The organism is Stenotrophomonas sp. PS02297, assembly GCF_029959705.1.
Taxonomy (GTDB): Bacteria; Pseudomonadota; Gammaproteobacteria; order Xanthomonadales; family Xanthomonadaceae; genus Stenotrophomonas; species Stenotrophomonas nitritireducens.
In genome coordinates this window covers 16,441-38,849 of record NZ_JASCOS010000017.1, presented here as the reverse complement: position 1 = coordinate 38,849, position 22,409 = coordinate 16,441, and the positions used below count along the sequence as shown (strand labels likewise).

General features: G+C 67.8%; 19 protein-coding genes and 1 pseudogene. 11 read left to right on the top strand and 9 right to left on the bottom strand.

What is annotated here, in order from left to right:
- Nucleotides 1-230 precede the first annotated feature (230 nt).
- Nucleotides 231-1,557, bottom strand: a pseudogene (locus QMX80_RS06145) (AMP-binding protein).
- Between the two features lie 214 nt (nucleotides 1,558-1,771).
- Here QMX80_RS06145 and QMX80_RS06140 point away from each other — a divergent pair.
- Together QMX80_RS06140 and QMX80_RS06135 are read left to right on the top strand one after the other, a co-directional pair.
- Nucleotides 1,772-4,138 (top strand): S9 family peptidase, encoded by a 2,367-nt coding sequence (locus tag QMX80_RS06140; protein ID WP_282275922.1) that lies wholly within the window; start codon nucleotides 1,772-1,774, stop codon nucleotides 4,136-4,138.
- Between the two features lie 72 nt (nucleotides 4,139-4,210).
- Nucleotides 4,211-4,384 carry a hypothetical protein gene (locus tag QMX80_RS06135; protein WP_282275920.1) on the top strand — a complete coding sequence of 58 codons (174 nt, stop codon included), beginning with the start codon at nucleotides 4,211-4,213 and terminating at the stop codon, nucleotides 4,382-4,384.
- 160 nt (nucleotides 4,385-4,544) lie between these two features.
- Here the strand turns inward: QMX80_RS06135 and QMX80_RS06130 are convergent, their stop codons facing one another.
- Nucleotides 4,545-7,271 carry a winged helix-turn-helix domain-containing protein gene (locus QMX80_RS06130; RefSeq protein ID WP_282275917.1) on the bottom strand — a complete coding sequence of 909 codons (2,727 nt, stop codon included), beginning with the start codon at nucleotides 7,269-7,271 and terminating at the stop codon, nucleotides 4,545-4,547.
- A 167-nt stretch (nucleotides 7,272-7,438) separates the two neighbouring features.
- Between QMX80_RS06130 and QMX80_RS06125 the strand changes: the two genes are divergently transcribed.
- From QMX80_RS06125 to hemF, 8 genes are all read left to right on the top strand, one after another.
- Nucleotides 7,439-8,230 (top strand): hypothetical protein, encoded by a 792-nt coding sequence (locus QMX80_RS06125; protein ID WP_282275915.1) that lies wholly within the window; start codon nucleotides 7,439-7,441, stop codon nucleotides 8,228-8,230.
- A 5-nt stretch (nucleotides 8,231-8,235) separates the two neighbouring features.
- Nucleotides 8,236-8,625: an outer membrane protein assembly factor BamE gene (bamE, locus tag QMX80_RS06120; protein ID WP_282275914.1), complete on the top strand. Its 390-nt coding sequence runs from the start codon at nucleotides 8,236-8,238 to the stop codon at nucleotides 8,623-8,625.
- Between the two features lie 37 nt (nucleotides 8,626-8,662).
- Nucleotides 8,663-9,487: a DUF4852 domain-containing protein gene (locus tag QMX80_RS06115; RefSeq protein WP_282275912.1), complete on the top strand. Its 825-nt coding sequence runs from the start codon at nucleotides 8,663-8,665 to the stop codon at nucleotides 9,485-9,487.
- Between the two features lie 33 nt (nucleotides 9,488-9,520).
- A complete protein-coding gene (locus QMX80_RS06110) occupies nucleotides 9,521-9,826 on the top strand; it encodes a hypothetical protein (RefSeq protein WP_282275911.1) in 306 nt (101 codons plus the stop codon).
- A 2-nt stretch (nucleotides 9,827-9,828) separates the two neighbouring features.
- Nucleotides 9,829-10,419 carry a DUF4755 domain-containing protein gene (locus QMX80_RS06105; RefSeq protein WP_282275909.1) on the top strand — a complete coding sequence of 197 codons (591 nt, stop codon included), beginning with the start codon at nucleotides 9,829-9,831 and terminating at the stop codon, nucleotides 10,417-10,419.
- Nucleotides 10,420-10,482: 63 nt separating this feature from the next.
- Entirely contained in the window at nucleotides 10,483-10,887 is a 405-nt protein-coding gene (locus QMX80_RS06100) for an NUDIX domain-containing protein (protein WP_282275907.1), read from the top strand.
- A gap of 105 nt (nucleotides 10,888-10,992) precedes the next feature.
- Nucleotides 10,993-11,571 carry a hypothetical protein gene (locus QMX80_RS06095; RefSeq protein ID WP_082443535.1) on the top strand — a complete coding sequence of 193 codons (579 nt, stop codon included), beginning with the start codon at nucleotides 10,993-10,995 and terminating at the stop codon, nucleotides 11,569-11,571.
- 22 nt (nucleotides 11,572-11,593) lie between these two features.
- Nucleotides 11,594-12,529 (top strand): oxygen-dependent coproporphyrinogen oxidase, encoded by a 936-nt coding sequence (hemF, locus tag QMX80_RS06090; RefSeq protein WP_282275906.1) that lies wholly within the window; start codon nucleotides 11,594-11,596, stop codon nucleotides 12,527-12,529.
- A 146-nt stretch (nucleotides 12,530-12,675) separates the two neighbouring features.
- Here the strand turns inward: hemF and QMX80_RS06085 are convergent, their stop codons facing one another.
- Entirely contained in the window at nucleotides 12,676-13,158 is a 483-nt protein-coding gene (locus QMX80_RS06085) for a YetF domain-containing protein (protein ID WP_055767176.1), read from the bottom strand.
- A 690-nt stretch (nucleotides 13,159-13,848) separates the two neighbouring features.
- Nucleotides 13,849-16,617 carry a DNA polymerase I gene (gene polA / locus QMX80_RS06080; RefSeq protein WP_282275905.1) on the bottom strand — a complete coding sequence of 923 codons (2,769 nt, stop codon included), beginning with the start codon at nucleotides 16,615-16,617 and terminating at the stop codon, nucleotides 13,849-13,851.
- Nucleotides 16,618-16,709: 92 nt separating this feature from the next.
- Here polA and QMX80_RS06075 point away from each other — a divergent pair, with 92 nt between their 5' ends.
- Nucleotides 16,710-16,997: a DUF2782 domain-containing protein gene (locus QMX80_RS06075; protein ID WP_055767181.1), complete on the top strand. Its 288-nt coding sequence runs from the start codon at nucleotides 16,710-16,712 to the stop codon at nucleotides 16,995-16,997.
- Between the two features lie 468 nt (nucleotides 16,998-17,465).
- Here the strand turns inward: QMX80_RS06075 and QMX80_RS06070 are convergent, their stop codons facing one another.
- The 5 genes from QMX80_RS06070 to rpmB form a co-directional block, all read right to left on the bottom strand.
- A complete protein-coding gene (locus tag QMX80_RS06070) occupies nucleotides 17,466-17,915 on the bottom strand; it encodes a universal stress protein (RefSeq protein WP_055767184.1) in 450 nt (149 codons plus the stop codon).
- A 115-nt stretch (nucleotides 17,916-18,030) separates the two neighbouring features.
- Nucleotides 18,031-20,220 carry a DNA helicase II gene (gene uvrD / locus QMX80_RS06065; protein ID WP_273081490.1) on the bottom strand — a complete coding sequence of 730 codons (2,190 nt, stop codon included), beginning with the start codon at nucleotides 20,218-20,220 and terminating at the stop codon, nucleotides 18,031-18,033.
- A 69-nt stretch (nucleotides 20,221-20,289) separates the two neighbouring features.
- The gene (locus tag QMX80_RS06060; protein WP_282275900.1) at nucleotides 20,290-21,678 is read right to left on the bottom strand and encodes an FAD/NAD(P)-binding protein; all 1,389 of its coding nucleotides are present in this window, start codon (nucleotides 21,676-21,678) and stop codon (nucleotides 20,290-20,292) included.
- Between the two features lie 153 nt (nucleotides 21,679-21,831).
- The gene (gene rpmG, locus QMX80_RS06055; protein WP_169411268.1) at nucleotides 21,832-21,999 is read right to left on the bottom strand and encodes a 50S ribosomal protein L33; all 168 of its coding nucleotides are present in this window, start codon (nucleotides 21,997-21,999) and stop codon (nucleotides 21,832-21,834) included.
- A 10-nt stretch (nucleotides 22,000-22,009) separates the two neighbouring features.
- The gene (gene rpmB / locus QMX80_RS06050) at nucleotides 22,010-22,246 is read right to left on the bottom strand and encodes a 50S ribosomal protein L28 (RefSeq protein WP_054668347.1); all 237 of its coding nucleotides are present in this window, start codon (nucleotides 22,244-22,246) and stop codon (nucleotides 22,010-22,012) included.
- Nucleotides 22,247-22,409 lie beyond the last annotated feature (163 nt).

Genomic DNA, 22,409 nt, shown 5'->3' with positions numbered 1-22,409 from the left:
GAGCAAAGAGAAGTAACCAAGAGAAACACGGGCCGGGCCGCGATCCGTCGGGCTGCGCCCGCCGGTTCCCTACGCTCCTCGCGTGCCGAGGGGACGGCGCACAACTCGCTTCGCTCAGACACGTGCGCCTCTTCGCCCCTCAGCCCACTGCGGTGCTCGGCTCGCTCTACGGCCGGGGTGAGTCAAATGCCAAGGGCACAGCAAAATCACGGGCAACGGCAACGGCCGGATTATTCCCCACCCCGCAGCAACGCCAGCACCGCATCCCTCGGCAACTTCCCCGTCTCGTTGCGCGGCAGGCACGCCACCCTGCGCAACGGGCGCGGCAGGAACACCGGGTCCATGCCCGCGCGCAGTTCGCGCAGGATCTCCGCCTCATCGCGCTCCGGCGCCACCACCAGTGCCGCGATGCGGCCCACCGCCTGACCCGGCTCCGGGTCCAGCTGCACCATCACCGCATCGCGCACGCCGGGCACCGCCTGCAGGCGCCGCGTCAGGTCGCCCAGCGACGCGCGCTTGCCGGCGATCTCCAGCAGGTCGGCGCGGCGGCCGCGCAGCAGGAAACGGCCTGCCGGCAACAGCTCGACCAGGTCGGCCAGCAGCACCGCCGCCGGCAGGTGCGGCGCGTGGACCAGGGTGCCGTCCTCCTGCGGTTCCAGGCGCACGCCCGGCAACAGCGTCCATGCCTGCTCCCGGGCGGTGCGGCGGCGGGCGAAGATGCAGGTCTCGGTGGAACCGAACACTTCGCGCACTTCCGTGGCGAAACGCGCTTCGGCCGCTTCGGCCAGCGGCTGCGGCAACGGCGCGGTGGCGGTGACGATGCCGGCCAGCGGCGGCAGGTCCACGCCCGCTTCGACCAGCGCCTTCAGGTGCACCGGCGTGGTGACCAGCAGCCGCGGCGCGGGCACCTCGGCCAGCGCCTGCGCCACGTCCTGCGGGAAGAACGGCCGGCGCCAGCAGCGGCAGCAGCACCGACATCTCCATGCCGTACATGTGCTGCGGCGGCACCGTGGCGACCACCGAGGGCACCTGCCCGCTCCACAGGTCGCCCAGCGCCTGCAGGTTCTGCGCGGTGCTGGTCACGAACGCGCCCCAGGTCTTGGGATTGGCCGCCGGCGCGCCGGTGCTGCCCGAGGTGAAGCCGATGGCGACCAGCTGCGCCGCATCGAGCTGCGGAACATCGCCCGGCAGCCGCGGAAGTTCCTCCGGCAACGCGAACCAGCCCGGCGGCAGCGGATCGGGTGCGGCGTCGCCCAGGCACCAGGCCTGGTCATGGCGCTGCTGCACTTCGGCCACGACCGCCGGCGCGCGCGAGGGCGGCAGCAGGTTCACCTGTCCGCGCAGGGCGACCGCACAGAAGCCGACCAGGAACCGGTAGCGGTCCTCGCACAGGTTGACCGCATGGCGGCCGGGCGGCAGCAGTGCCGCCACGCCACGCACGTGTTCAAGGAATGTGGACAGGTCGATCCGCGAAGTGGCGATCGCCGCCAGCGGCCGCCCGGGCGCACCGACGGCGAGAGGATGCGGGGCAGGAGAAATCGGAGGGGCAACAGGCACGCGGGACGACCTTCAGGGAAAACCGCCGCGGAACCATAGCGCGGCCGGCGCCCAGCATAGCCGCTGGCGGAAACCGGACAAACGCGGCGGCGGCCCCGGAGCGCCTGCCGCGCCGGCCTGGCCGGCGGTTTGCCGGCTGGCCCATGACCAGTGGCCCAGCCCATCCTGGAAGCGGGCTGCTAGGCTTTGCCGGTTTTCTCCAACGGTGCCCGTGATGCCCAGACTCCTGCCCCTGTCCCTGCTGCTGTTGGCCGCCGCCACCGGTAGCGTCCATGCCGCGCCCACGCCGATCACCATCGAACAGGCGATGGCCGACCCGGACTGGATCGGGCCGCCGGTGGAATCGGCCTGGTGGTCGTGGAACGGCCAGCAGGTCGAGTACACGCTCAAGCGCCAGGGCAGCCCGGTACGCGACACCTTCCGCCAGCCGCTGGCCGGTGGCGTGGCCGCCCAGGTCGCCGACGACCAGCGCGGCACCCTGGATGCGGCCAACCGCGTCTATGACCGCCAGCGCCAGCGCATGGCCTTCGTGCGCAATGGCGACGTGTTCGTGCGCGACCTGCGCAGCGGTGCGCTGACCCAGCTCACGCGCGGCAACGAGCGTGCCTCGGGCGTGGATTTCGCCACCGATGGCGGCCTGATCTGGAACGTTGGCAACAACTGGTACCACTGGAACGCCGGCAGCGGCGCCATCGCCCTGGCCGCCCAGCTCAAGGCCGAGAAGAACCCCGCCGACGCGCCCAAGGCCGACGTGCTGCGCGACCAGCAGATGCGCACGCTGGAAACCCTGCGCCGCGACCGCGCCCAGCGCGACACGCTGCGCGAGCAGGGCGAGCGCTGGCGCCAGGCCGACCCGACCCGTGCGCCCGGTCCGGTCTACCTGGGCGCGGACGTGGAGATCGTGGACAGCGCGCTCTCGCCCGATGCCACCCACCTGATCGTGGCGACCAAGCCGAAGAATTTCGAGGACGGCCGCGGCGGCAAGATGCCGCTGTACGTGACCGAGTCCGGCTACGAGGAAACCGAGGACACCCGCACCCGCGTCGGCCGCAACGGTTCCGCGCCGCATGCGCTGTGGTTCGTCGACGTGGCCACCGGCCAGGTCCGCCCGCTGGCGCTGGACGCCCTGCCGGGCATCGGCACCGATCCGCTGGCCGCGCTGCGCAAGGCCGCCGGCAAGGAGCCGCTCAAGGGCGACCGCACCGTGCAGGTGATGAGCGATTTCATGGGCGGCGGCATCCGCTGGAACGCCGATGGCAGCCAGGCCGCGGTGATGCTGCGCGCCAACGACAACAAGGACCGCTGGATCGTCAGCGTCGGCGGCGATGGCCGCATGCAGAACCGCCACCGCCTCACCGATCCGGGCTGGATCAACTGGGGCTTCAACGATTTCGGCTGGATGGCAGACGGCCGCACGCTGTGGCTGCTGTCCGAGGAATCGGGCTTCTCGCACCTGTACACCCAGGCCGGCACCGGCAAGCCGCGCGCGCTGACCAGCGGCAAGTGGGAGACCTCCGCGCCGGTGCCCTCGGCCGACGGCAAGGGCTTCTACGTGCTGTGCAACCAGCAGGCGCCGCACGACTACGAGGTGTGCGGCGTCGATGCCGCCAGCGGCCAGGTGCGCGAACTCACCGACCTCAACGGCGTGGAGGACTTCTCGCTCTCCCCCGACGGCCAGCAGCTGCTGGTGCGCTACTCCGGCGCCTACCTGCCGGCGCAGCTGGCGGTGGTGCCGGCCGCGGGCGGCAGCGCGCGCGTGCTCACCGACACCCGCAGCGCCGAATTCAAGGCGCGCGAGTGGATCCAGCCGCAGCTCGTCGCAGTGCCATCGAAGCATGGCGCCGGCGTGGTCTGGGCCAAGTACTACGGCCCCGCGCAGAAGGAGCCGGGCAGGAAGTACCCGGTCGTGATGTTCGTGCACGGCGCCGGCTACCTGCAGAACGTGCACCAGCGCTACCCCACCTACTTCCGCGAGCAGATGTTCCACAACCTGCTGGTGCAGAAGGGCTACATCGTGCTGGACATGGACTACCGCGGCAGCGAGGGCTACGGCCGCGACTGGCGCACGGCCATCTACCGCAACATGGGCCACCCGGAGCTGGAGGACTACCAGGACGGCCTGGACTGGCTGGTGGAAACCCAGCAGGGCGACCGCGACCATGCCGGCATCTACGGCGGCTCCTACGGCGGCTTCATGACCTTCATGGCGCTGTACCGCGCGCCGGGCACGTTCAAGGCCGGCGCCGCGCTGCGCCCGGTCGGCGACTGGCACCAGTACAACCACGGCTATACCAGCAACATCCTCAACACCCCGGACATCGACCCCGAGGCCTACCGCGTGTCCTCGCCCATCGAGTACGCCGAGGGCCTGCAGGACCACCTGCTGATCGCCCACGGCATGATGGACGACAACGTGTTCTTCCAGGATTCGGTCAACATGACCCAGCGCCTGATCGAACTGCACAAGGACAACTGGTCGATCGCCCCGTACCCGCTGGAACGCCACGGCTTCACCCGCGCCGATTCCTGGCTGGACGAGTACAAGCGCATCCTCAAGCTGTTCGAGGAACACCTGAAGTGAGACGGACAAGGGCGGCCCTTTGAGTGGGCCGCTCTTCTTTCAACGATTCCACTCAATCAAATGGAGGTTTCAATGAAAACGAAGGTCATGCTTGCGTTGGCCCTGGCAATCGCCGGGCTGAATTCCGGTTCAGCTTCCGCTGCCGACGCTCCCGCCAAGGCCCATGCGGAAAATGCACAGCAAGTGCCCCTGAAAGCATTACTGGCAAGAATCTTCACCTCCGCATCAAAACCAGAGAATCGCTGAGTTCCGTATATTTAAACGGGTGCTTTGAGGTTTGCGAGGAGCCCCCTTCCAGCCCCCTGCCTGCTCCGCGGGCGGGGAGAAGACTATGCTGACGTACCGTGGCGGTCATGCACTGACGCAGGACCGCACACGAACAGGCCGGCAAGATGCTTCAAACAGCTCACCCCAGCTTGCTCAACTCGCGTCGAGCAAGCCGGATGAGCCAATAATCCGGCGGGTTCTTTTCCGACAGCACGGCAATGGATTCCTCCAGCAATCCACTCGCTCTGCTCTTGTCACCCCGGGCTGCCGCCAGACGGCCTTCAAGCATCGTCCGTTCTGCCCGCCCTTCCGAACTGGCCTTGAACAGCATCGCGCCCCGCATGCCATCAAGCAGGGCTGCCAGCTCGTCCCATTTGCCCTGTTCGGCCAGCACGTGCCCGAAGTTGACCTGGACGGCCGTCCTGACCATGCCGTAGGTCTTGCCCTCCTTGCCATCGATCTCGCGCATTACTGCAACGAGCTGGGCATGAGCCTCCTCAACCCGATCATCGCCTAGCAGACACAAGCCTTGGGTATTGCCGATATTGGCCGAATGGATGTGTCCCGGTCCGAACCGCTCGACCATGCCCTGCCTGACCTTGGCAGCCATCTGCCTGCACTCGGCCCACTTTTCCTGCTTGAAAAGGATGTGCGCCAAACCATGCATCGCCAGCAATGTGCTTTCGCTCCGAGGCCCCATCACCTCCGTCATCTCGGCGATGACGTCACGGTAGTCCTGTTCGAGCGAACGCTCCTCACCCATCAGCATGCGCAGCCGAAGGGCACCGTAACGAGCCGACAAGGCCATTGGCATGGATACCGTACCCTTGGCCGCCTGCAACCGCTCGATGGTTTTCTGCTGCAACGCCCGCACCTCATCCATCGGCAGGCCCGCCATGCCACGCGCCATTGCCAGTGCCTGCACAATCCCGAACTGCAGCTCATCATTGGGTTCCGGCAACAGCGCCAGCTGGCCAAGCGCATGCTCCAGCGGCTGCACTGCCAGTGGCAATTCGCCACCTTGGAAATGGCACCACGCCAATGCACGATCATGGTAAATCCACAGTAACGGGCGCTCTGTCGCGGGCGCCTTCTCGATTCCGGCGGCAACCTCGTCCAACAGAGTACGGGCCTGCCGAACATCGCCAGCACGTGCCAGTGTTTCGCCAAGCAATGCTTCCTGCAGCAACTCCGGCGCGCTGCCAGTCCCCTGCAATCGCCCGTACAACCTCGCTGCGGCCCGGAAATGAGTCGCGGCACTGGCATAGTCGGCCTGCTGGTAGTACGCCTGCGCGACGATCTCGTGCAACGGTGCAGCCACTTCAGGCTGCGCTGAGAAGCGCTGTTCGATCCTGGGAGCTGCACGCTCCAGTGCCTCCTTCATCGTCATCGACTCTTTGGCCGATTCGAACGGATTGGTGGCCTTGAGAATGTCATCGGCCACGAAGCGATTCAGCGCGCGGGCAATGTCCCGCTGCTCGACCGCCTCGCGTTCGGATACCCAGGTCCGTTGCAACAACCAGCCAGCCCCACCCAGGCCGAGCGCCAATGCGGCCATCGTCGCCAACACCCACGGCCGTCGCGCACGTACCCGCGCCAGCTTCGCCTCACCCTGGGCGATGCGCTCCCTGACGGCCTCCTCCAGCGCCTTTCTTTCCCGCCTGCCGGACAGGTCACGGATGCGCGCGGCCAGCAGCGCGGCCGAATCCAGCCGCTTGGTGGCGTCACCATTGGCGGCATCGGCAATATCCTCGCGCAACAGCGGGTCGTCGATATCCGCTTCCCAGCCCGGTGCGAGCGGACGCCGGAAGTCGCCCACCACCATCTGATACAGGGTGACGCCCAGCGCATAGACGTCGCTCCTGACGCTGGGCGCCTGCCCGGCCACCACCTCCGGGGCCAGGTACAGCGGCGTGCCGCTGTCCGATGACAGCGTCTGGGTCTGGGTCAGGCCCAGACGGGTGATGCCCAGTCCTTCCAGCACACCCAACTCGAACACGCGGCTGCTGCCGAAGTCCGCCACCCGCAGGTGCAGCGCATCCGGCTCGCCGGCAAGCAACAGGTTGGCCGGCTTCAGGTCCTTGTGCAGCACGCCGACACCATGCGCCTCGGCTACCGCATCGGCGGCCTCGCAGAACAGCGCCAACCGCATAGCCAGCGGCACGGCGTCGATGCCATGCCCGGCATCGTCCTGCCAGCGATCGAGCCCGGTACCGCCATGCTCGAATTCGATGAAATAGGGTGCCTGCTCGAAATCCCAGTCGATCAGCTTGACGAATTCGCGGCGCTCGCCCAAAGCCTGCTCCAGCAGGCGCGCGACCGTCACCTCGCGCTTGAGGCCAGTCAGGCGCTGCCCATCCAGGCTGAACTTGAATACACGCGCCTGCCCGGTCTTGGCATGCCGTGCCAGCCATACCTCGCCATCACCGCCACGGGCCAGCGCCTCTTCCAGCCGCCAGTTGCTGCGACGGGGCACGCTGTCGCCGGCCGAAAGCCGGCTGCCGAGCGGGATGTACTCCACCACCTGATGGTTGACCCGGCCTTCGAGCCGGTAACCCACCCGGGGCAGGGTGGCGATCATCGCCCCGGTTTCATCGCCCAGCGCACGACGCAGCTTGCCTACCGCATTGGTCAGCACGGCCTCCACGACTACCCGCCCGTCCCAGACGGCGGACAGCAGTTCTTCCTTGGTCACCGCTTCGCCGGCATGGCGCAACAGGTACTGCAATACCTCCAGCGGCTTGCGCTCCAGGTCGACGACATGGCCATCAACGACCAGTTGCAGACGTCCCTCGTCGAACTCGGCCTTGCCGAACCTCCAGCGATACGCCACTGGCGCCCCCCCCGTACCCGTTTCCACTGCCATTCCCTTCCCCCTGATGCCCCACTGCCGATCCTGAAAATCCTTTCAGATCAGCGACATGAAAAACGTTTGAACTTCGTTTGAAGCGCGTGGGGACGATTCCACCCGCCTTCGCCAACAGTGCGACACCGGCAACCGTCGTCCGGGGCAACGCACAGCGAGGGATCCACATGCGGGGAAAGATCATTCACTACAACGCCAGCGATGGCAAAGGACTGGTTGCCGCCACCGGCCAGCAATTCGCCTTCCAGATCGGCCAGTGGCGCAGCGACAGCGCTCCGGCCGTCAACCAGACGGTCGAACTGCAGTTCGGCGAAGACAGCACCTTGCAGTCATTGGCAAAGGTCGGCGACGAAGTCCTGCTGAGAGAGAAGGCCAGCGAGCTGGCCGGCAGGCTGGGAGGCGTGGGCGGTGCGGCGCTTGGCACGCTCAAGGCCAACTCCCCCGGTACGGCCGAGGGCCTGCAAGGCGGGATCACGCGACTGGGCAAGCCCGTGCTGGGCCTGTACGCAGTGTTCGCGGTATCGGCCCTGCTCCTGCCCTACCTGAAAATCAGGCACCCCTTTGGCGGCGAGGGCCGCTCTTTCAGCCTCGTCGGCCTGTCGGACCTGTCCCAGCAGCTCGGCACTTCGGTAGGCGGCAGCTTCCTGCCGTGGCTGGCCATCCTCGCCTGCGCGCTGCCGTTGTTCTGGCGCAGCCGCGTTGCCTGGCTGGCGCTGCTGCTGCCGCTGCTGGCCACCCTCAAGCCGTTCTGGGACGTGGCCTGGGCGATCAGGAAGGTCACCCAACAGGCCAGCCAGTTCGATGCACGGATGGGCAACGCCATCGCCGGACGGTTGCTGGACACGCTGGGCACCGGCGTCGGCCTGTGGCTATGCCTGCTCACCGCCCTGGCGCTGGCGGCCTTCGGCCTCAAGCGCACCGTGCTCCCGCCCACCGATACCGCCACTCCCCAGGAATAAAGACCATGAAGCACATTCCCATCGCCCGCATGGCGGTCGCCGCCACGCTGCTGTCGGCCACTGCCTTCAACGCCGCCGCACAGCAGGACAACAGCGCGGTGCTGCAACGCCTCGCCGCCCTCGAAGCGCGGGTGGCGGCACTTGAAGGCCCGTCATCCAACGGCACGCAAGGCGCCGCCGAGGCATGGCAGGACCCCGAGAAATGGAAGCGCCTGCGCAAAGGCATGACCGAGCAGGAAGTACGCGACCTGCTGGGCAAGCCAACTACCGGCAACCGCAACAACCAGGCCGCCAGCCAGACGCTGACCATCATGGCTTACGCCAATGGCCTGCAGATCGGACAGGTCAATCTCCTGAACGGCCACGTCAGCAGCTGGAACGAGCCGCTTTTCTGATCCCTTTCACCTCCAGCCAGAACACCGGAGACAAGCGATGACCAAAACCACCCTGCACCTCACCGCACTGGCAGCCGCACTGCTGCTGGCCGCCTGTGGCGGCAAGAAGAACGACGACAGCAACAACGATGCTCCGCCCGCCGGCAGCCTGCTTGAAGCCGCAAAGGAAAAGGGCGTAGAAGCCGCAAAACAGGACGCACTGCCCAAGCCCGACGCCGACAGGCCCTTGTCCAGCTACCCCGAATTGACCAGCGGGCAGCAGGTGATGTTCCTGTATGCCGCCGCCTCGAAGCTGCCGCCGGACTTCGAGAAGATGGCCGAGGTGTACTCCCGCGAATACCGGCAAAGCAGCGACGCCTTCCGCAAGAACGACCTGCTGCAGGCGATCAAGCCGCAGATCGAGCAGGGTATCGCCCAGGCCGCAGCGCATCCCTATGCGTGGGTTGAACTGGAAGATACGCAACTGGAAAGCTACGACTTCCAGCGCAAGGGCTTTGTAGTCAAGGAGTTCGAAGGCGGCATCACCCGTTATTTCAGCGACTCCCCGCAGTACACCTATACGTGGGCCAACCGCGACCAGATGGCCTTTGCCCCGGTTGCCGACGAAGCCATCGCCCGCGAGCTGGAAGCCATGCGCACCCGGTGGGACCGGAAGCCACGCCTGAAGGTCTTCTTCTTCGCACAGTCGGCGGACTTGAACGCGCAAAAGGTAAATGCCGTCGTCACCCGCGTGCAGATCACCGACCGCTCCGGACGCGTACTGGTCGAATACGGACCCGACACCAGCATTCCGACGAACGCCCCTGCCGCGGAGAAAGAATGTCGAGGCAACCCCGCCGATTGCATCATGCAGGGGTTCTGACGATACCCCACGGCATTCTCTGCCTTCCGCAGCATGCGCCGTGGCCAGACGCCAGGCACGGTTCTCGACGTGAATGCCTCGTTCGGCCAATACCAGGATGAAGGCCAGGGGCGCATTCGCAAGGTCAACACCCACCCGGTGGCCTTCATCAACGTCTCGCCGTCGGCAGCCGGTCCTGGCGCCGGCCAGCCTGGGCAAAACCTGCCCAGCGAGGTCGGCGGCAAAGCGCTCGATCATTTGGTAGCCGGCCTGCTCGAAGGCCGAAAACAATCTTCAAACCCACGCCCTGAAGGCTGCCGCCATGGCGGCAGCCTTGGCACACACCGGCCAAAAAAATGAACATGGATCTTGCCTATATCTTCCTGCCCTCCATCGTGTTCGCCCTGTTCGGAGGTGGACTGCTCGCCCTCATTGCAAAACTGAAAGGCAGGTCCTGGCTGGCATGGGGCGCCATCGGTACCGTCTGCGGGTTGATCCCCATCATCGGCTTCATCGGCTGGATCATCGCCGCCATCATCGTGCTGGCCGGCTCCAGTAAACACGTCCTCCCCGCCGAGGTCGTCAACGCATTCACCCAGGGCGCAAAGTACTCCCACATGGAGGGCCATACGGGCATCGCGCTGGTTCCGGACGAACGTGTCATCCGCCTGAAAAATGGGCCTTTCATCAAGCAATACACGTTTGCCGATGTCCGCTCCTGGAGGGTCAACTCCCAGTCGGGAGGGGGCATCATCAACACGAGTACCAACCTGGCAAGCAGCGTCGCCGCCGCTTCGGCAAACAGCCGCATCCGTCGCGAGAATCAACAGGCCAGCGGCCTGTTCGTGCAGATGCGCGACATCGACATGCCCGAGTGGCGCATCGACATGCCGAGCCAACAGCAGCAGGCGCGCTGGATGGAAATCATGCGCCAGTTGATCAACGACGATTGACTGCCGGGAAACACCGTGCATCCTGTGCCCGGTCGCGCCTCCAACTCTTCCCGGTTCTGTTCCATGACCGCCCCCATCCGCATCGTCACCGCGGTGATCCTCGACGACGCCGGCCGCGTGCTGGTGGTGCGCAAGCACGGCTCAGGCACCTTCATCCAGCCCGGCGGCAAGCGCGAGCCCGGCGAGGATGCGCTGCGCACCCTGGCCCGCGAACTGCGCGAGGAACTGGGCGTGGCGCTGCGCCCCGAGGGCGCGCTCGCCCTCGGCACCTTCGAGGACGAGGCGGTCAACGAGCCAGGCCGGCGCGTGCAGGGCGAATCGTTCCTGGTGCGGGTGGACGGCACGCCGCGTGCGCAGGCCGAAATCGCCGAACTGGCCTGGATTCCGCTGCGGCCACCGCACGGCGTGAAGCTGGCACCGTTGAGCGAACGCCACGTACTGCCGATGGCAGCGCGGCAACCGCTATAGCCCGCCCCCCTGGCGCTGCCGGGAGGGCCGGAGCCGTTCCCGCTGCCTGTAAAAAAGCCGCGAATCCGGCGATAGTGCGCCCGACCATCGCCCACAATGCCCCGTGTGATCCAGCCCGAACTTCCCCCACTGCGTTCCACGCGCTCGCCGGCCGCCGCCTTCGTAGACGTCACCGCCAGGCTGTCGCTGCTGATGGCCGGCCTGTCCATCGCCTGGAGCCTGTTCCAGCTGCTGCTGGTGGCGGTGCTGGGCCGGCTCGACCCGATGGGCTGGCTGCAGCAGCAGGGATTGCCGGTGCCCACGGCGATGCAATGGGCCGCACGGCATGCGCTGTCGCTGACCCTGCTGATGCTGCTGTCGTCCGTGGCCCTGCTCGTGGTGTCGTGGGCGTTTCTGCGCCACCGCGAATGGGGGCGGATCGGCTTCATCGTGTTCCTGGTCGTGGTAGCGCTGGCCAACTTCGCCATGCTGCCGCTGGTGGACGGCATGTTCGCGGCGATGCAGACCATCCTGCCGTCCGGCTTCCAGGATTCGCCCGACAGCCGGGAAGTCCTGGCGCAGATGCAGGCCAGCCGCTGGACCGCACTGATCGGCGCCGGCGCCACCGCGCTGGCCTTCGCCGGCCTGCATGGCTGGCTGGTGGTCAAGCTGTGCCGCGACGAGGTGCGCGCGCTGTTCCGCTGAGCGCCTGCGCTACAGTAGCCGCATGAACGATTTCGACCGCGTACGCGACTATCTCACCGATCTGCAGGACCGCATCTGCAGCGCCATCGAACAGGCCGACGGCCATGCCCGCTTCGTCGAAGACCGCTGGCAGCGCGCCGGCGACGGCAACCCCGCCTCCCGCGATACCGGCCCATCCCTGGGCGGTGGCGGCCGTACCCGTGTGCTGCGCGATGGCGCGGTGTTCGAGCAGGCCGGCATCGGCTTCTCCGACGTCTCCGGCACCCGCCTGCCGCCCTCCGCCTCGGCCCATCGCCCGGAACTGGCCGGCGCCTCGTGGCGCGCCTGCGGCGTATCGCTGGTGTTTCACCCACTCAATCCCTACCTGCCCACCACCCACGCCAACGTGCGCTACTTCCAGGCCGAGCGCGACGGCAAGGCGGTCGCGGCCTGGTTCGGCGGCGGTTTCGACCTGACCCCGTTCTATCCGTTCGACGAGGACGTGCGCCACTGGCACGAAACCGCGCGCGACCTGTGCGCGCCGTTCGGCGGGCAGCGCTACGACGAGCACAAGCGCTGGTGCGACGAGTATTTCTTCCTCAAGCACCGCAATGAGACCCGCGGCGTCGGCGGCCTTTTCTTCGACGACCTGCATGGCGATTTCGAGCGCGACTTCGCCTACCTGCGCGCGGTCGGCGACGGCTTCCTGGATGCCTACCTGCCCATCGTCGCGCGCCGCAAGGACACGCCGTACGGCGAGCGCGAACGCGAGTTCCAGCTGTACCGGCGCGGCCGCTATGTCGAGTTCAACCTGGTCTACGACCGCGGCACCCTGTTCGGCCTGCAGAGTGGCGGGCGCAGCGAAAGCATCCTGATGAGCCTGCCGCCGCGCGTGCGCTGGGAATACGGCTACCAGCCGGAAAGCGGCAGCGACGAGGCGCGGCTGGCCGGGTACCTGGTTCCGCGCGAGTGGCTGTGACCGGGCGTCATCCGGCGCGGTAGCGCCATCCGCCCCCGCCACGCGAACACGCTGCGCTGGCGACCGTCTTCCGCCCCGACCGCGCGCGGAAGGTCATGGGCGATGGCGCCGGGTCATCCGCCACAGGTTCCTGCGGCGGTCCGACCCTATGCGTCCTGCCTGCGCGGCACGATGGTGATGTGGCCATTTATCTCGAGCAGCGCCAGCTCGACCTCCTCGATGCCGCGGCATCCCTGCTGGCGCATCGCGGCGTCGAAATCGGCGTACGTGATCAGCTCGCGGCGCAGCACCGAGTCCAGCAGGCGGCCATCGCGCGCGATCAGCACGGGTTCGCCCTCGATCAGCCGCTCCATGCGCAGGTTGCGCGTGGTGAGCCAGCCCACCGCGTAGTTGATCGCGATCAGGGTCGCCGCCAGCAGCAGGCCGCCGGCGAGCGAGGTGTCCTGTCCCAGCAGTGCGTTCTGCACCGCGTTGCCCAGCAGCACGATCAGCAGCACGTCGAACGGCGTGATCTGGCCCAGAGCGCGCTTGCCGGTCAGCCGCACCATCCCCAGCACCACGACGTAGACCACCACCGCACGCAGGATGAACTCCCACCACGGCATCGCCAGCGTGAACATGTCCGACATCGGCCTGCATTCCCGTTCCTGTCTGTTCCGCCATGATGCCCAGACCGCCGCCGGCGCGCGACAACCGCCACGTCGGCACGTGCGCGGATCTGTGGGCAGGGGTCGAAGCCTTGCACGATCCCCCGAGCGTATTGCCTGCGCTGGCCGGCAGGCCGGAACGGACAACGCAAAAAAAAAGCCCCGCCGACCAGGGGGGGGTCGACGGGGCTGGAGGAGCGGCGATTTGGGGAGGAATCCCCGCTCCGAGATCTGCTCCAGGGGATGGGAGAGATCCGCGACAGGCGTTGCACCTGTCACGGGCTATATGACCACCACGGACATTGATGGTTCGTGAAGAACAGCCATTTATTTCGGGATGATTAAGGAGGGATTCATCCGGAAAAGAAGGCACGCATGATTGGCCACGCAATGCATTACGCAACGTTCCAGCAATGGCGCCACAAGCGTTAAATAATTGGAAATCCGCGCGGTTCGATGCAGACGAATGGCATGCATCGTGAAATTCACTGGACCTCATTCGCCATGCGAATACCCCGGCACCAAGGAGCGCATGACCCTCCGGGAAGCACTCCTGGACGGAGCATGCGCGGGCGAAATGGAGTGTGCCTGGTCCTGCGCCACGCATGCCGTTCGGCCACGGCCATGTCCGCCACGCCGCCACGCGCCACGCGCCATCGAGGTGAATTGCCGTCAGTGCGCCTCGTCCCAGTTGTCACCCACCCCCGTATCCACCACCAGCGGCACCCGCAGTTCCGCCGCGGCGGTCATGCGCGACTCCACTTCCCCGCGCAGCGTATCGATGAAGTCCGCATCGGCCTCGAACACCAGTTCGTCGTGCACCTGCAGGATCATCTGCGCCTGCCCGCGATGGCCGGCGAGCCAGTCGTCCACGCTGACCATCGCGCGCTTGATGATGTCGGCGGCGGTGCCCTGCATCGGCGCGTTGATCGCCGCACGTTCGGCGCCTGCGCGCAGGCCCTGGTTGCGGGCGTGGATGTCGTTCAGGTACAGGCGACGGCCGAACAAGGTCTCCACGTAGCCGTGTTCGCGCGCCTGCACGCGCATGCGCTCCATGAAATCGCGTACCGCCGGGTAGCGACTGAAGTACAGCGCCACGTAGTCCTGCGCCTGGCCGCGGTCGATGCCCAGGTTCTTGGCCAGGCCGAAGGCGCTCATGCCGTACATCAGGCCGAAGTTGATCGCCTTGGCGGCGCGGCGCTCGTTCGCGGTGACCTCTTCCAGCGTGCGGCCGAACACCTCGGCGGCGGTGGCGCGGTGTACGTCCACGCCCTGTTCGAAGGCGCGGATCAGGCCCGGGTCCTCGGACAGGTGGGCCATGATGCGCAGTTCGATCTGCGAGTAGTCGCAGGCCATCAGCCGGCGCCCCGGCGGTGCGATGAAGGCCTTGCGGATGCGGCGGCCGTCGTCGGTGCGGATCGGGATGTTCTGCAGGTTCGGATCGGACGAGGACAAGCGCCCGGTGGCGGCACCGGCCTGGTGGTAGCTGGTGTGCACGCGGCCGGTATCGGGATTGACCATCTCCGGCAGCTTGTCGGTATAGGTGCTGCGCAGCTTGGCCAGGCCGCGGTACTCCAGGATCACGCGCGGCAGTTCGTGCTGCTCGGCGATGGCTTCCAGCGCTTCCTCGTTGGTGCTGGGCTGGCCCTTGGGGGTCTTCACCAGCGCCGGCAGGCCCAGTTCGTCGAACAGCACCGCCTGCAGCTGCTTGGGCGAATCCAGGTTGAAGCTGCGCCCGGCCAGTTCGGTGGCCTTGCGCTGCGCGGCGAGCATGCGCGAGGACAGGTCCGCGCTCTGCCGCCGAAGTTCGGCGCTGTCGACGCACACGCCGTTGGCCTCGATCCGCGCCAGCACCGGCACCAGCGGCATCTCGATCTGCCGATACACCTTTTCCAGCGCCGGTTCGGCCGCCAGCTGCGGCGCCAGCACGCGATGCAGGCGCAGGGTGATGTCCGAGTCCTCGGCGGCGTAATGGCCGGCCTCGTCGATGCCCACCTGCGAGAACGAAATCTGCTTGGCGCCCTTGCCGGCGACTTCCTCGAACTTGGTGGTGGTGTAGCCGAGATAGCGGTGCGCCAGCGAATCCATGTCATGGCGGGTAGCGGTGGAGTTGAGCACGAAGCTCTCCAGCATGGTGTCGTCGGCGTAGCCGCGCACCTCCACGCCATGGCGCCGCAGCACGTGGATGTCGTACTTTCCATGCTGGCCGAGCTTGCGCTTGCCGGCGTCTTCCAGCAGTGGGCGCAGCGCGTCCAACACCTGTGCCGTCGGCAACTGCACCGGCGCGCCGGGGTAATCGTGGCCGACCGGGATGTAAGCGCCCCTGCCCGGCTCGACCGCAAGGCTCACGCCGACCAGCCGCGCGCGCATCGCGTCCAGCGCATCGGTCTCGGTATCGAAGGCGAACTCGGTAGCGGCCTGCAGCCGTTCGATCCAGGCCTGCAGCTGTTCATCGGTGAACACCGTCTCGTACTGGCCTTTGTCCGCCATCGCCGGATCCGTCTCGACGGCCGGCACCCCCTCGCTGGAGCGGGCGAAACCGGCGGCGGTACCGCGCAGGCTGACCTTGGCCTCGTCGGCCGCGGCGGGCGCCGCCACGCCGCCCAGCTCGCGCAGCGCCTGGGTGAAACCATAACGGCCGTACAGTTCGCGCAGGCTGTCCACGTGCTGGTCGCGCAGGCGCAGGTCGCGCGGGCCCTGCTCCAGTTCCACATCGGTGCGGATGGTGACCAGGTCGCGGTTGAGCGGCAGCCGCGGCAGCGCGGCGCGCAGGTTCTCGCCGATCTTGCCCTTCATCGCCGGCGCGGCGGCGATCACGCCGTCCAGCGTGCCGTATTCGGCCAGCCACTTGGCGGCGGTCTTGGGGCCGCACTTCTCCACGCCCGGCACGTTGTCCACGGTGTCGCCCATCAGCGCCAGGTAATCGACGATCTGGTCGGCGCGCACGCCGAACTTGTCCATCACCGCCGCGTCGGAATCGGTGCGGCTGCCGGTCATGGTGTTGACCAGCTCCACGCCCGGACGCACCAGCTGGGCGAAATCCTTGTCGCCGGTGGAGATCGTCACCTCCAGCCCGTCGGCGGCCGCGGCCAGTGCCAGCGTGCCGATCACGTCGTCGGCCTCCACCCCCGGCACGCGCAGGATGTCGATGCCCAGTGCGTGCACGATGTCGCACATCGGCTGCACCTGCGCGCGCAGGTCGTCGGGCATCGGCGGGCGGTTGGCCTTGTACTCGGCGTACAGGTCGTCGCGGAAGGTCTTGCCCGGCGCGTCGACCACGAAGGCCACGTAGTCGGGCTTCTCCTTGAGCGTGGCGCGCAGCATGTTGACCACGCCGAACAGCGCACCGGTGGGCTCGCCGGCGGCGTTGGACAGCGGCGGCAACGCGTGGAACGCGCGGTACAGGTAACTGGACCCGTCGATCAGGACTAATCTGCTCATGCGTCGATTCTACGCGCCGGACCGCTGGACGACGCGCGCCAACTCCGGCGCAGGCATAATCCGGAGAGATACCGACGCGAGGAGCCGCCACGATGAAACACCTGTTGCTGATTCCCCTGCTTGCCTTGGCCGGCTGCGCCAGTACGGGCCGGAACGCCGACGCGCCGCCGGTGGACGTGAGCGGCGCCGAAGTCACCCGCCGCACCATGGACAACGGCGATACCGTCGAGGAATACCGCGTCGGCACCCAGCTGCGCATGGTCAAGGTCACCCCGGCGCGCGGCGCGCCGTTCTATCTCTACGACCGCAACGGCGATGGCCGCATGGACAACGACAAGGACGGCGTTTCGCCGGTCTACTGGAAGCTGTACAGCTGGTGATCCGCATCGGATGCGCGGCACCGCGCACATCCGTTGGGGCATCGCCGGGAAAGCCCCGCCGGGCGTTGCCCGGCGCTACGGAACCACGGCGGCCCACCCTGTAGAGCGGGGCAACGCCCCGCTGGGGCATCGCCGGGAAAGCCCCGCCGGGCGTTGCCCGGCGCTACAGAACCGCGGCGGTCCACCCTGTAGAGCGGGGCAACGCCCCGCTGGGGGCATCGCCGGGAAAGCCCCGCCGGGCGCTGCCCGGCGCTACGGAACCGCGGCGGTCCACCCCGTAGAGCGGGGCAACGCCCCGCTGGGGCTTCGCCGGCCCGCTTCCACTGGGCGCGGCCCCTGCAATCGCCGAAGAAAAGCCCCCTTCGGCAACGATGGCGATGAAGGGGGTACGCTGAAAACGGAAGACGCCGGCCGTCACCGGGACGCCGCGTGACGGCATCCCGGGCCGGTCAGGCAGAGGGGCGCGCGTCAGCGGATCACCAGCACCGGCACCGTGCTGCGCGCGAGCACTTCGGCGGTCTGGCTGCCCAGCAGGACGCGGGTGACGCCGCGGCGGCCATGCGAGGTCATCACCAGCAGGTCGCTGCCGCAGGTGTCGGCGGTCTCGATGATGCCGTCGGCGGCATAGCGGTCGAGCACGTGATGGCCCTGCACGCCGGCCACGCCGGCCGCACGCGCCGCGTCCAGCGACGGCTGCAGGATCTTCTGCGCGGCCGCTTCGCGGTCCTGCTTGTACTCGGGGCTGGCTTCATAGCCGGCGCTCCAGCCCATGGCGTCGTACATGCCCACGGCCCAAGGCTCGGAGACGGTGACGATGTCGACCGCCGCACCGAGCTGGGCAGCCAGCTCCAGGCCCTTCTGCAGGCCCTTGCCGGCAAGTTCGGAACCATCGGTCGCGATCAGGATGCGCTTGTACATGGCGGTTCTCCTTGGGAAGGGTGGGAGGCCACCATTGCACACCCGATGTTGTCGCCGCGCATTGAGTTCGATCAAACGGCCGGCGCTGCCGCCGGCCCGGGGCAGCCCGGACGCGCTACAGCACGGTCAGGTTGGCATACGCCATCACCAGCCACTTGCTGCCGGCATCGGCGAACTCGACCTGCACGCGCGCGTGCGCGCCATTGCCTTCGTAGTCGGTGACCATGCCTTCGCCGAACTTGGGATGGGTCACCAGCGCGCCGAGCTTGACCGGCGGCGCCTCGATGGCCGCGTGCCCCATCACCCGGCTGGTGCCGAGCGAGGCCGGGCGCGAGACCTGCACCTTGGGCCGCACTTCGTGCAGCAGCTCGCGCGGGATCTCACGCAGGAAGCGCGACGGCAGGCTGTAGTTGTCCTGGCCATGGATGCGGCGCGACTCGGCATAGCCCAGCACCAGCTTCTGGCGGGCGCGGGTGATGCCGACGTAAGCCAAGCGGCGCTCCTCCTCCAGCCGCCCGCTTTCCTCCAGCGAACGCGCACCGGGGAACAGCCCTTCCTCCAGCCCGGCCAGGAACACCAGCGGGAACTCCAGTCCCTTGGCCGAATGCAGCGTCATCAGCTGCACGCCGTCCTCGCCGGCCTGGGCCTGGCCTTCGCCGGCCTCCAGCGAGGCGTAGGACAGGAACGCGACCAGCTCGCTCATGTCGGCGGCGCCCTCCTCGTCGATGTCGCGCTGGACGAAGCGCGAGGCCACCGACACCAGTTCGTCGAGGTTGTCGCTGCGCGATTCCGAATCGAGCGCGTTGCGGCTTTCCTTGCTCCAGTGATCGCGCAGCGCCGAACGCACCAGCACGTGGTCGATGCGCTCGGCCAGGGTCATCTGCGCGGTTTCGCCACCGATCTGCTGGACCAGGTTGATGAAACCGGCCAGCGCGTTCTTCGCGCGCGAGGTGAGGTCGTTGCCCTGGGTGGCGAGCATCGAGGCCTCCCACAGCGACACCGCCTGCGCGCGGGCGATGCGCCGCACCTCGTCCAGCGTGCGCTCGCCGATGCCGCGCGTCGGCGTGTTCACCGCGCGCTCGAACGCCGCATCGTCGTTGCGGTTGGTCAGCAGCCGCAGGTAGGCCAGCGCATCCTTGATCTCGGCGCGCTCGAAGAAGCGCATGCCGCCGTACACGCGGTACGGCACCTGTTCGGACAACAGCGCTTCTTCGAAGGCGCGCGACTGCGCGTTGCTGCGGTAGAGCACGGCGACATCGCCATAGCTGCCGCCATCGCGCACCCACTGCCGGGCGCGCTCGACCAGGTAGCGCGCCTCGTCCATCTCGTTGTAGGCCGCGTACAGGTCGATCGGCTCGCCGTCGCCGCTGTCGGTCCACAGCTGCTTGCCGATGCGGTCCGGGTTGTGCGCGATGACCGCGTTGGCGGCATTGAGGATGTTGGCGCTGGAGCGGTAGTTCTGCTCCAGGCGGATGGTCTGCGCGCCCGGGAAATCCTTTAGGAAACGCTGCACGTTCTCGACCTTGGCGCCGCGCCAGCCGTAGATGGCCTGGTCGTCGTCGCCGACCACGAACACGTTGCCCGAGTCGCCGGCCAGCACGCGCACGAAGGCGTACTGGATGGCATTGGTGTCCTGGAATTCGTCGACCAGTATCTCGCGGAATCGCGTGCGGTAATGCGCGAGCAGGGCCGGGTTGTCGCGCAGCAGCTCGTGCGCGCGCAGCAGCAGTTCGGCGAAATCCACCAGCCCGGCGCGGTCGCAGCGCGCCTGGTACTCGATGTAGGCCTGGCGCATGGTTTCCAGCCAGGCGTCGTGCGGCTCGGGCTGGATGTGCTGCGGGCGCCGGCCCTCGTCCTTCTGCGCGTTGATCCACCAGGCGATCTGCTTGGGCTGGAACTTGCCGTCGTCCAGCTCCAGCGCCTGCACCACGCGCTTGACCAGCCGCAGCTGGTCGTCCGAATCCATTACCTGGAACGCCTCGGGCAGCCTGGCATCGGCCCAGTGCAGGCGCAGCAGGCGATGGGCCAGGCCGTGGAAGGTGCCGATCCACATGCCGCGCGCGCCATTGCGCAGCTGCAGGTCGATGCGGTGGCGCATCTCGCCGGCGGCCTTGTTGGTGAAGGTCACCGCGAAGATGCCGTGGGTCGGCACGCCATGCACTTCGTTGAGCCAGGCGATGCGATGGGTCAGCACGCGGGTCTTGCCGGAACCGGCGCCGGCAAGGATCAGGTAGTGGCCGGGAGCAGCGGAAACGGCCTCGCGCTGGGCCGGGTTCAGCCCGTCGAGCAGGTGGGAAACATCCATGCGGTCATTTTAGCCGACTGCAGGAGCGGCCAGGCATGGCGGAGCGGCCCGGTCGCGACCGCCATACCGCTACGCGACCACGCCGAGCAGGGTCCGCGCCGCCTGCTGCGCCTGCCCGCGCAGCTCCGGTACCGCCAGGCTTTCCCACAGGCGGCCGATGCGCAGGCTGCCGACGACCTGCACGCGCGGTTCGGCGATGCCGTCGGCGTCGAGCAGGCTGCCGTCGGCGGAGCTGTCGATGCCGATGCCGTGCGGGCCGGGGCGGGCGGCGCCGCTGCCCAGCATCTGCTGCAGCAGCGGGTTGCGCATGGCCTGCGCGCGCATCTCCACGCCGGTGGCGTTGATGACGCAGTGCGCGTCGATCTGGAACGGCTGCCGGCCCGGATCGAGCGCGCCCAGGTGCACGCATGCGCCCTCGGCGATCGCGGTTTCCAGGCGGCCGCGATGCAGGTGCAGGCGGCCCTGCCGGCGCAGCTCCATCAGCTGGGCATGCACCGGCGCGGCGATGCGGTGCCGGTGCACGTCCCAGTAACGCACCACGTGGCGCAGGAAGCGGCGCTGGTCGTCGAAGGACAGCGACTGCCACAGCGCCTGGCCCAGCGGCCGGATGCGCTCCATCACGTTCTGCCACGGAATGCCGCGCGGCGCGGCCTCGGCGGCATGGCGGCGCAGCGCGCGCACGCGCTGGCGCAGGTTCATCGCCAGCAGCGGTTCCGGATCGTAGTCGGCCGCCGGCCCCTTGGCGTGCGGCAGCGGCAGCAGCGCATGGCGCGAAAGCACGTGCACCTGCCCGCGATGCCCGGTGGCGGCCAGCGATACCACGCTGTCGGCCATGCTCAGGCCGGAACCGACGATGGCCACGTCCGCGGTCGCCGCGATGCCCTGCACCGCGTCGAAATCCCAGGCCTCGATGCGCTTGCCCGGCGGCACGGCGCCGGCGCCGCGCGCGGGCAGCGGCCGCAGCGCATTGCCGGTGCACAGCGCCACCGATGCGGCCAGCAGCGGCTGCCCCGAGTCCAGTTGCAGCACGATGCCGTCGGCCTGCTTTTCCAGGGAGACGACGCGCGCGGCGCGCACGTCCAGCTGCGCCGGGCTGGTCTCCACCGCCTCCTGCAGGCGCTGCCGCAGGTAAGCCGCGTAGTGGCGGCGCGGGACGAAAGCCTGCGCCAGCGCGTCGCGCTCGACGCCTGGGAAGGCGTCCTGCGCGACCAGATAGTCGAGGAAATCGTCGGGCCGGTCGGGGAAGCCGCTCATCTTGCCGGCGGGCACGTTGAGCAGGTGTTCGGGATGGCGCGTGGCATAGGCCACGCCGCGCCCGAGCGGCAGCTGCGGTTCGACGATCGCCAGGCGCAGCGCGCCGCTGGCGCAGCGCAGCACGCCGATCGCGGTGAGCACGCCGGCGGCGCCGCCGCCGATGATCGCGATGTCGCAGGCCTGCGTCTGGTCGGAAACTGTCATGCGCCGATTGTAGGCGATGCCGCCAGCGAAGCCTGATGCCGCCGCCGCATGTGCTGATGGAACACGCTGATGGCGCGTTCCATACCCCTGAAACACTGAACCCGCCTTGCGGCGGGTCCAGTGTGGAACGGCTGTCGAAGCAATCCGTGCGGATTACTTGATCTTGCCTTCCTTGTACAGAACGTGCTTGCGGACCACCGGGTCGTACTTCAGGAATTCCATCTTCCCGGGGGTGTTCTTCTTGTTCTTGTCCGTGGTGTAGAAGTGGCCGGTACCGGCCGAGGAAATCATACGGACCTTATCGCGCTTGCCTGCCATGATGTTTTACTCCTCAGACCTTTTCGCCGCGGGCACGCAGCTCAGCCAGAACGGAATCGATGCCGTTCTTGTCGATGGTGCGCAGTGCATGCGCGGAAACACGAAGCTTGACCCAGCGGTTCTCGCTGGCGACCCAGAAACGGCGCTCGTGCAGGTTCGGCTGGAAGCGACGGCGGGTCTTGTTGTTGGCATGCGAGACGTTGTTACCCGTCTGCACCTTCTTGCCGGAAACTTGGCAAACTCGGGACATTGCGCACCTCGGTAATGTCGGTTGTATCTCCCTTGGCCAGGAAGATGGCGGCCCCGGCGGTTGTCCGCCACACGTCACGGGAGTCAGGGGTACGCTGCAGGGCGGCCGGGCGACGTGCTGCCGGCCACCGGCCCGGGATTCCGGGCACAGCGAGCCGCGCATT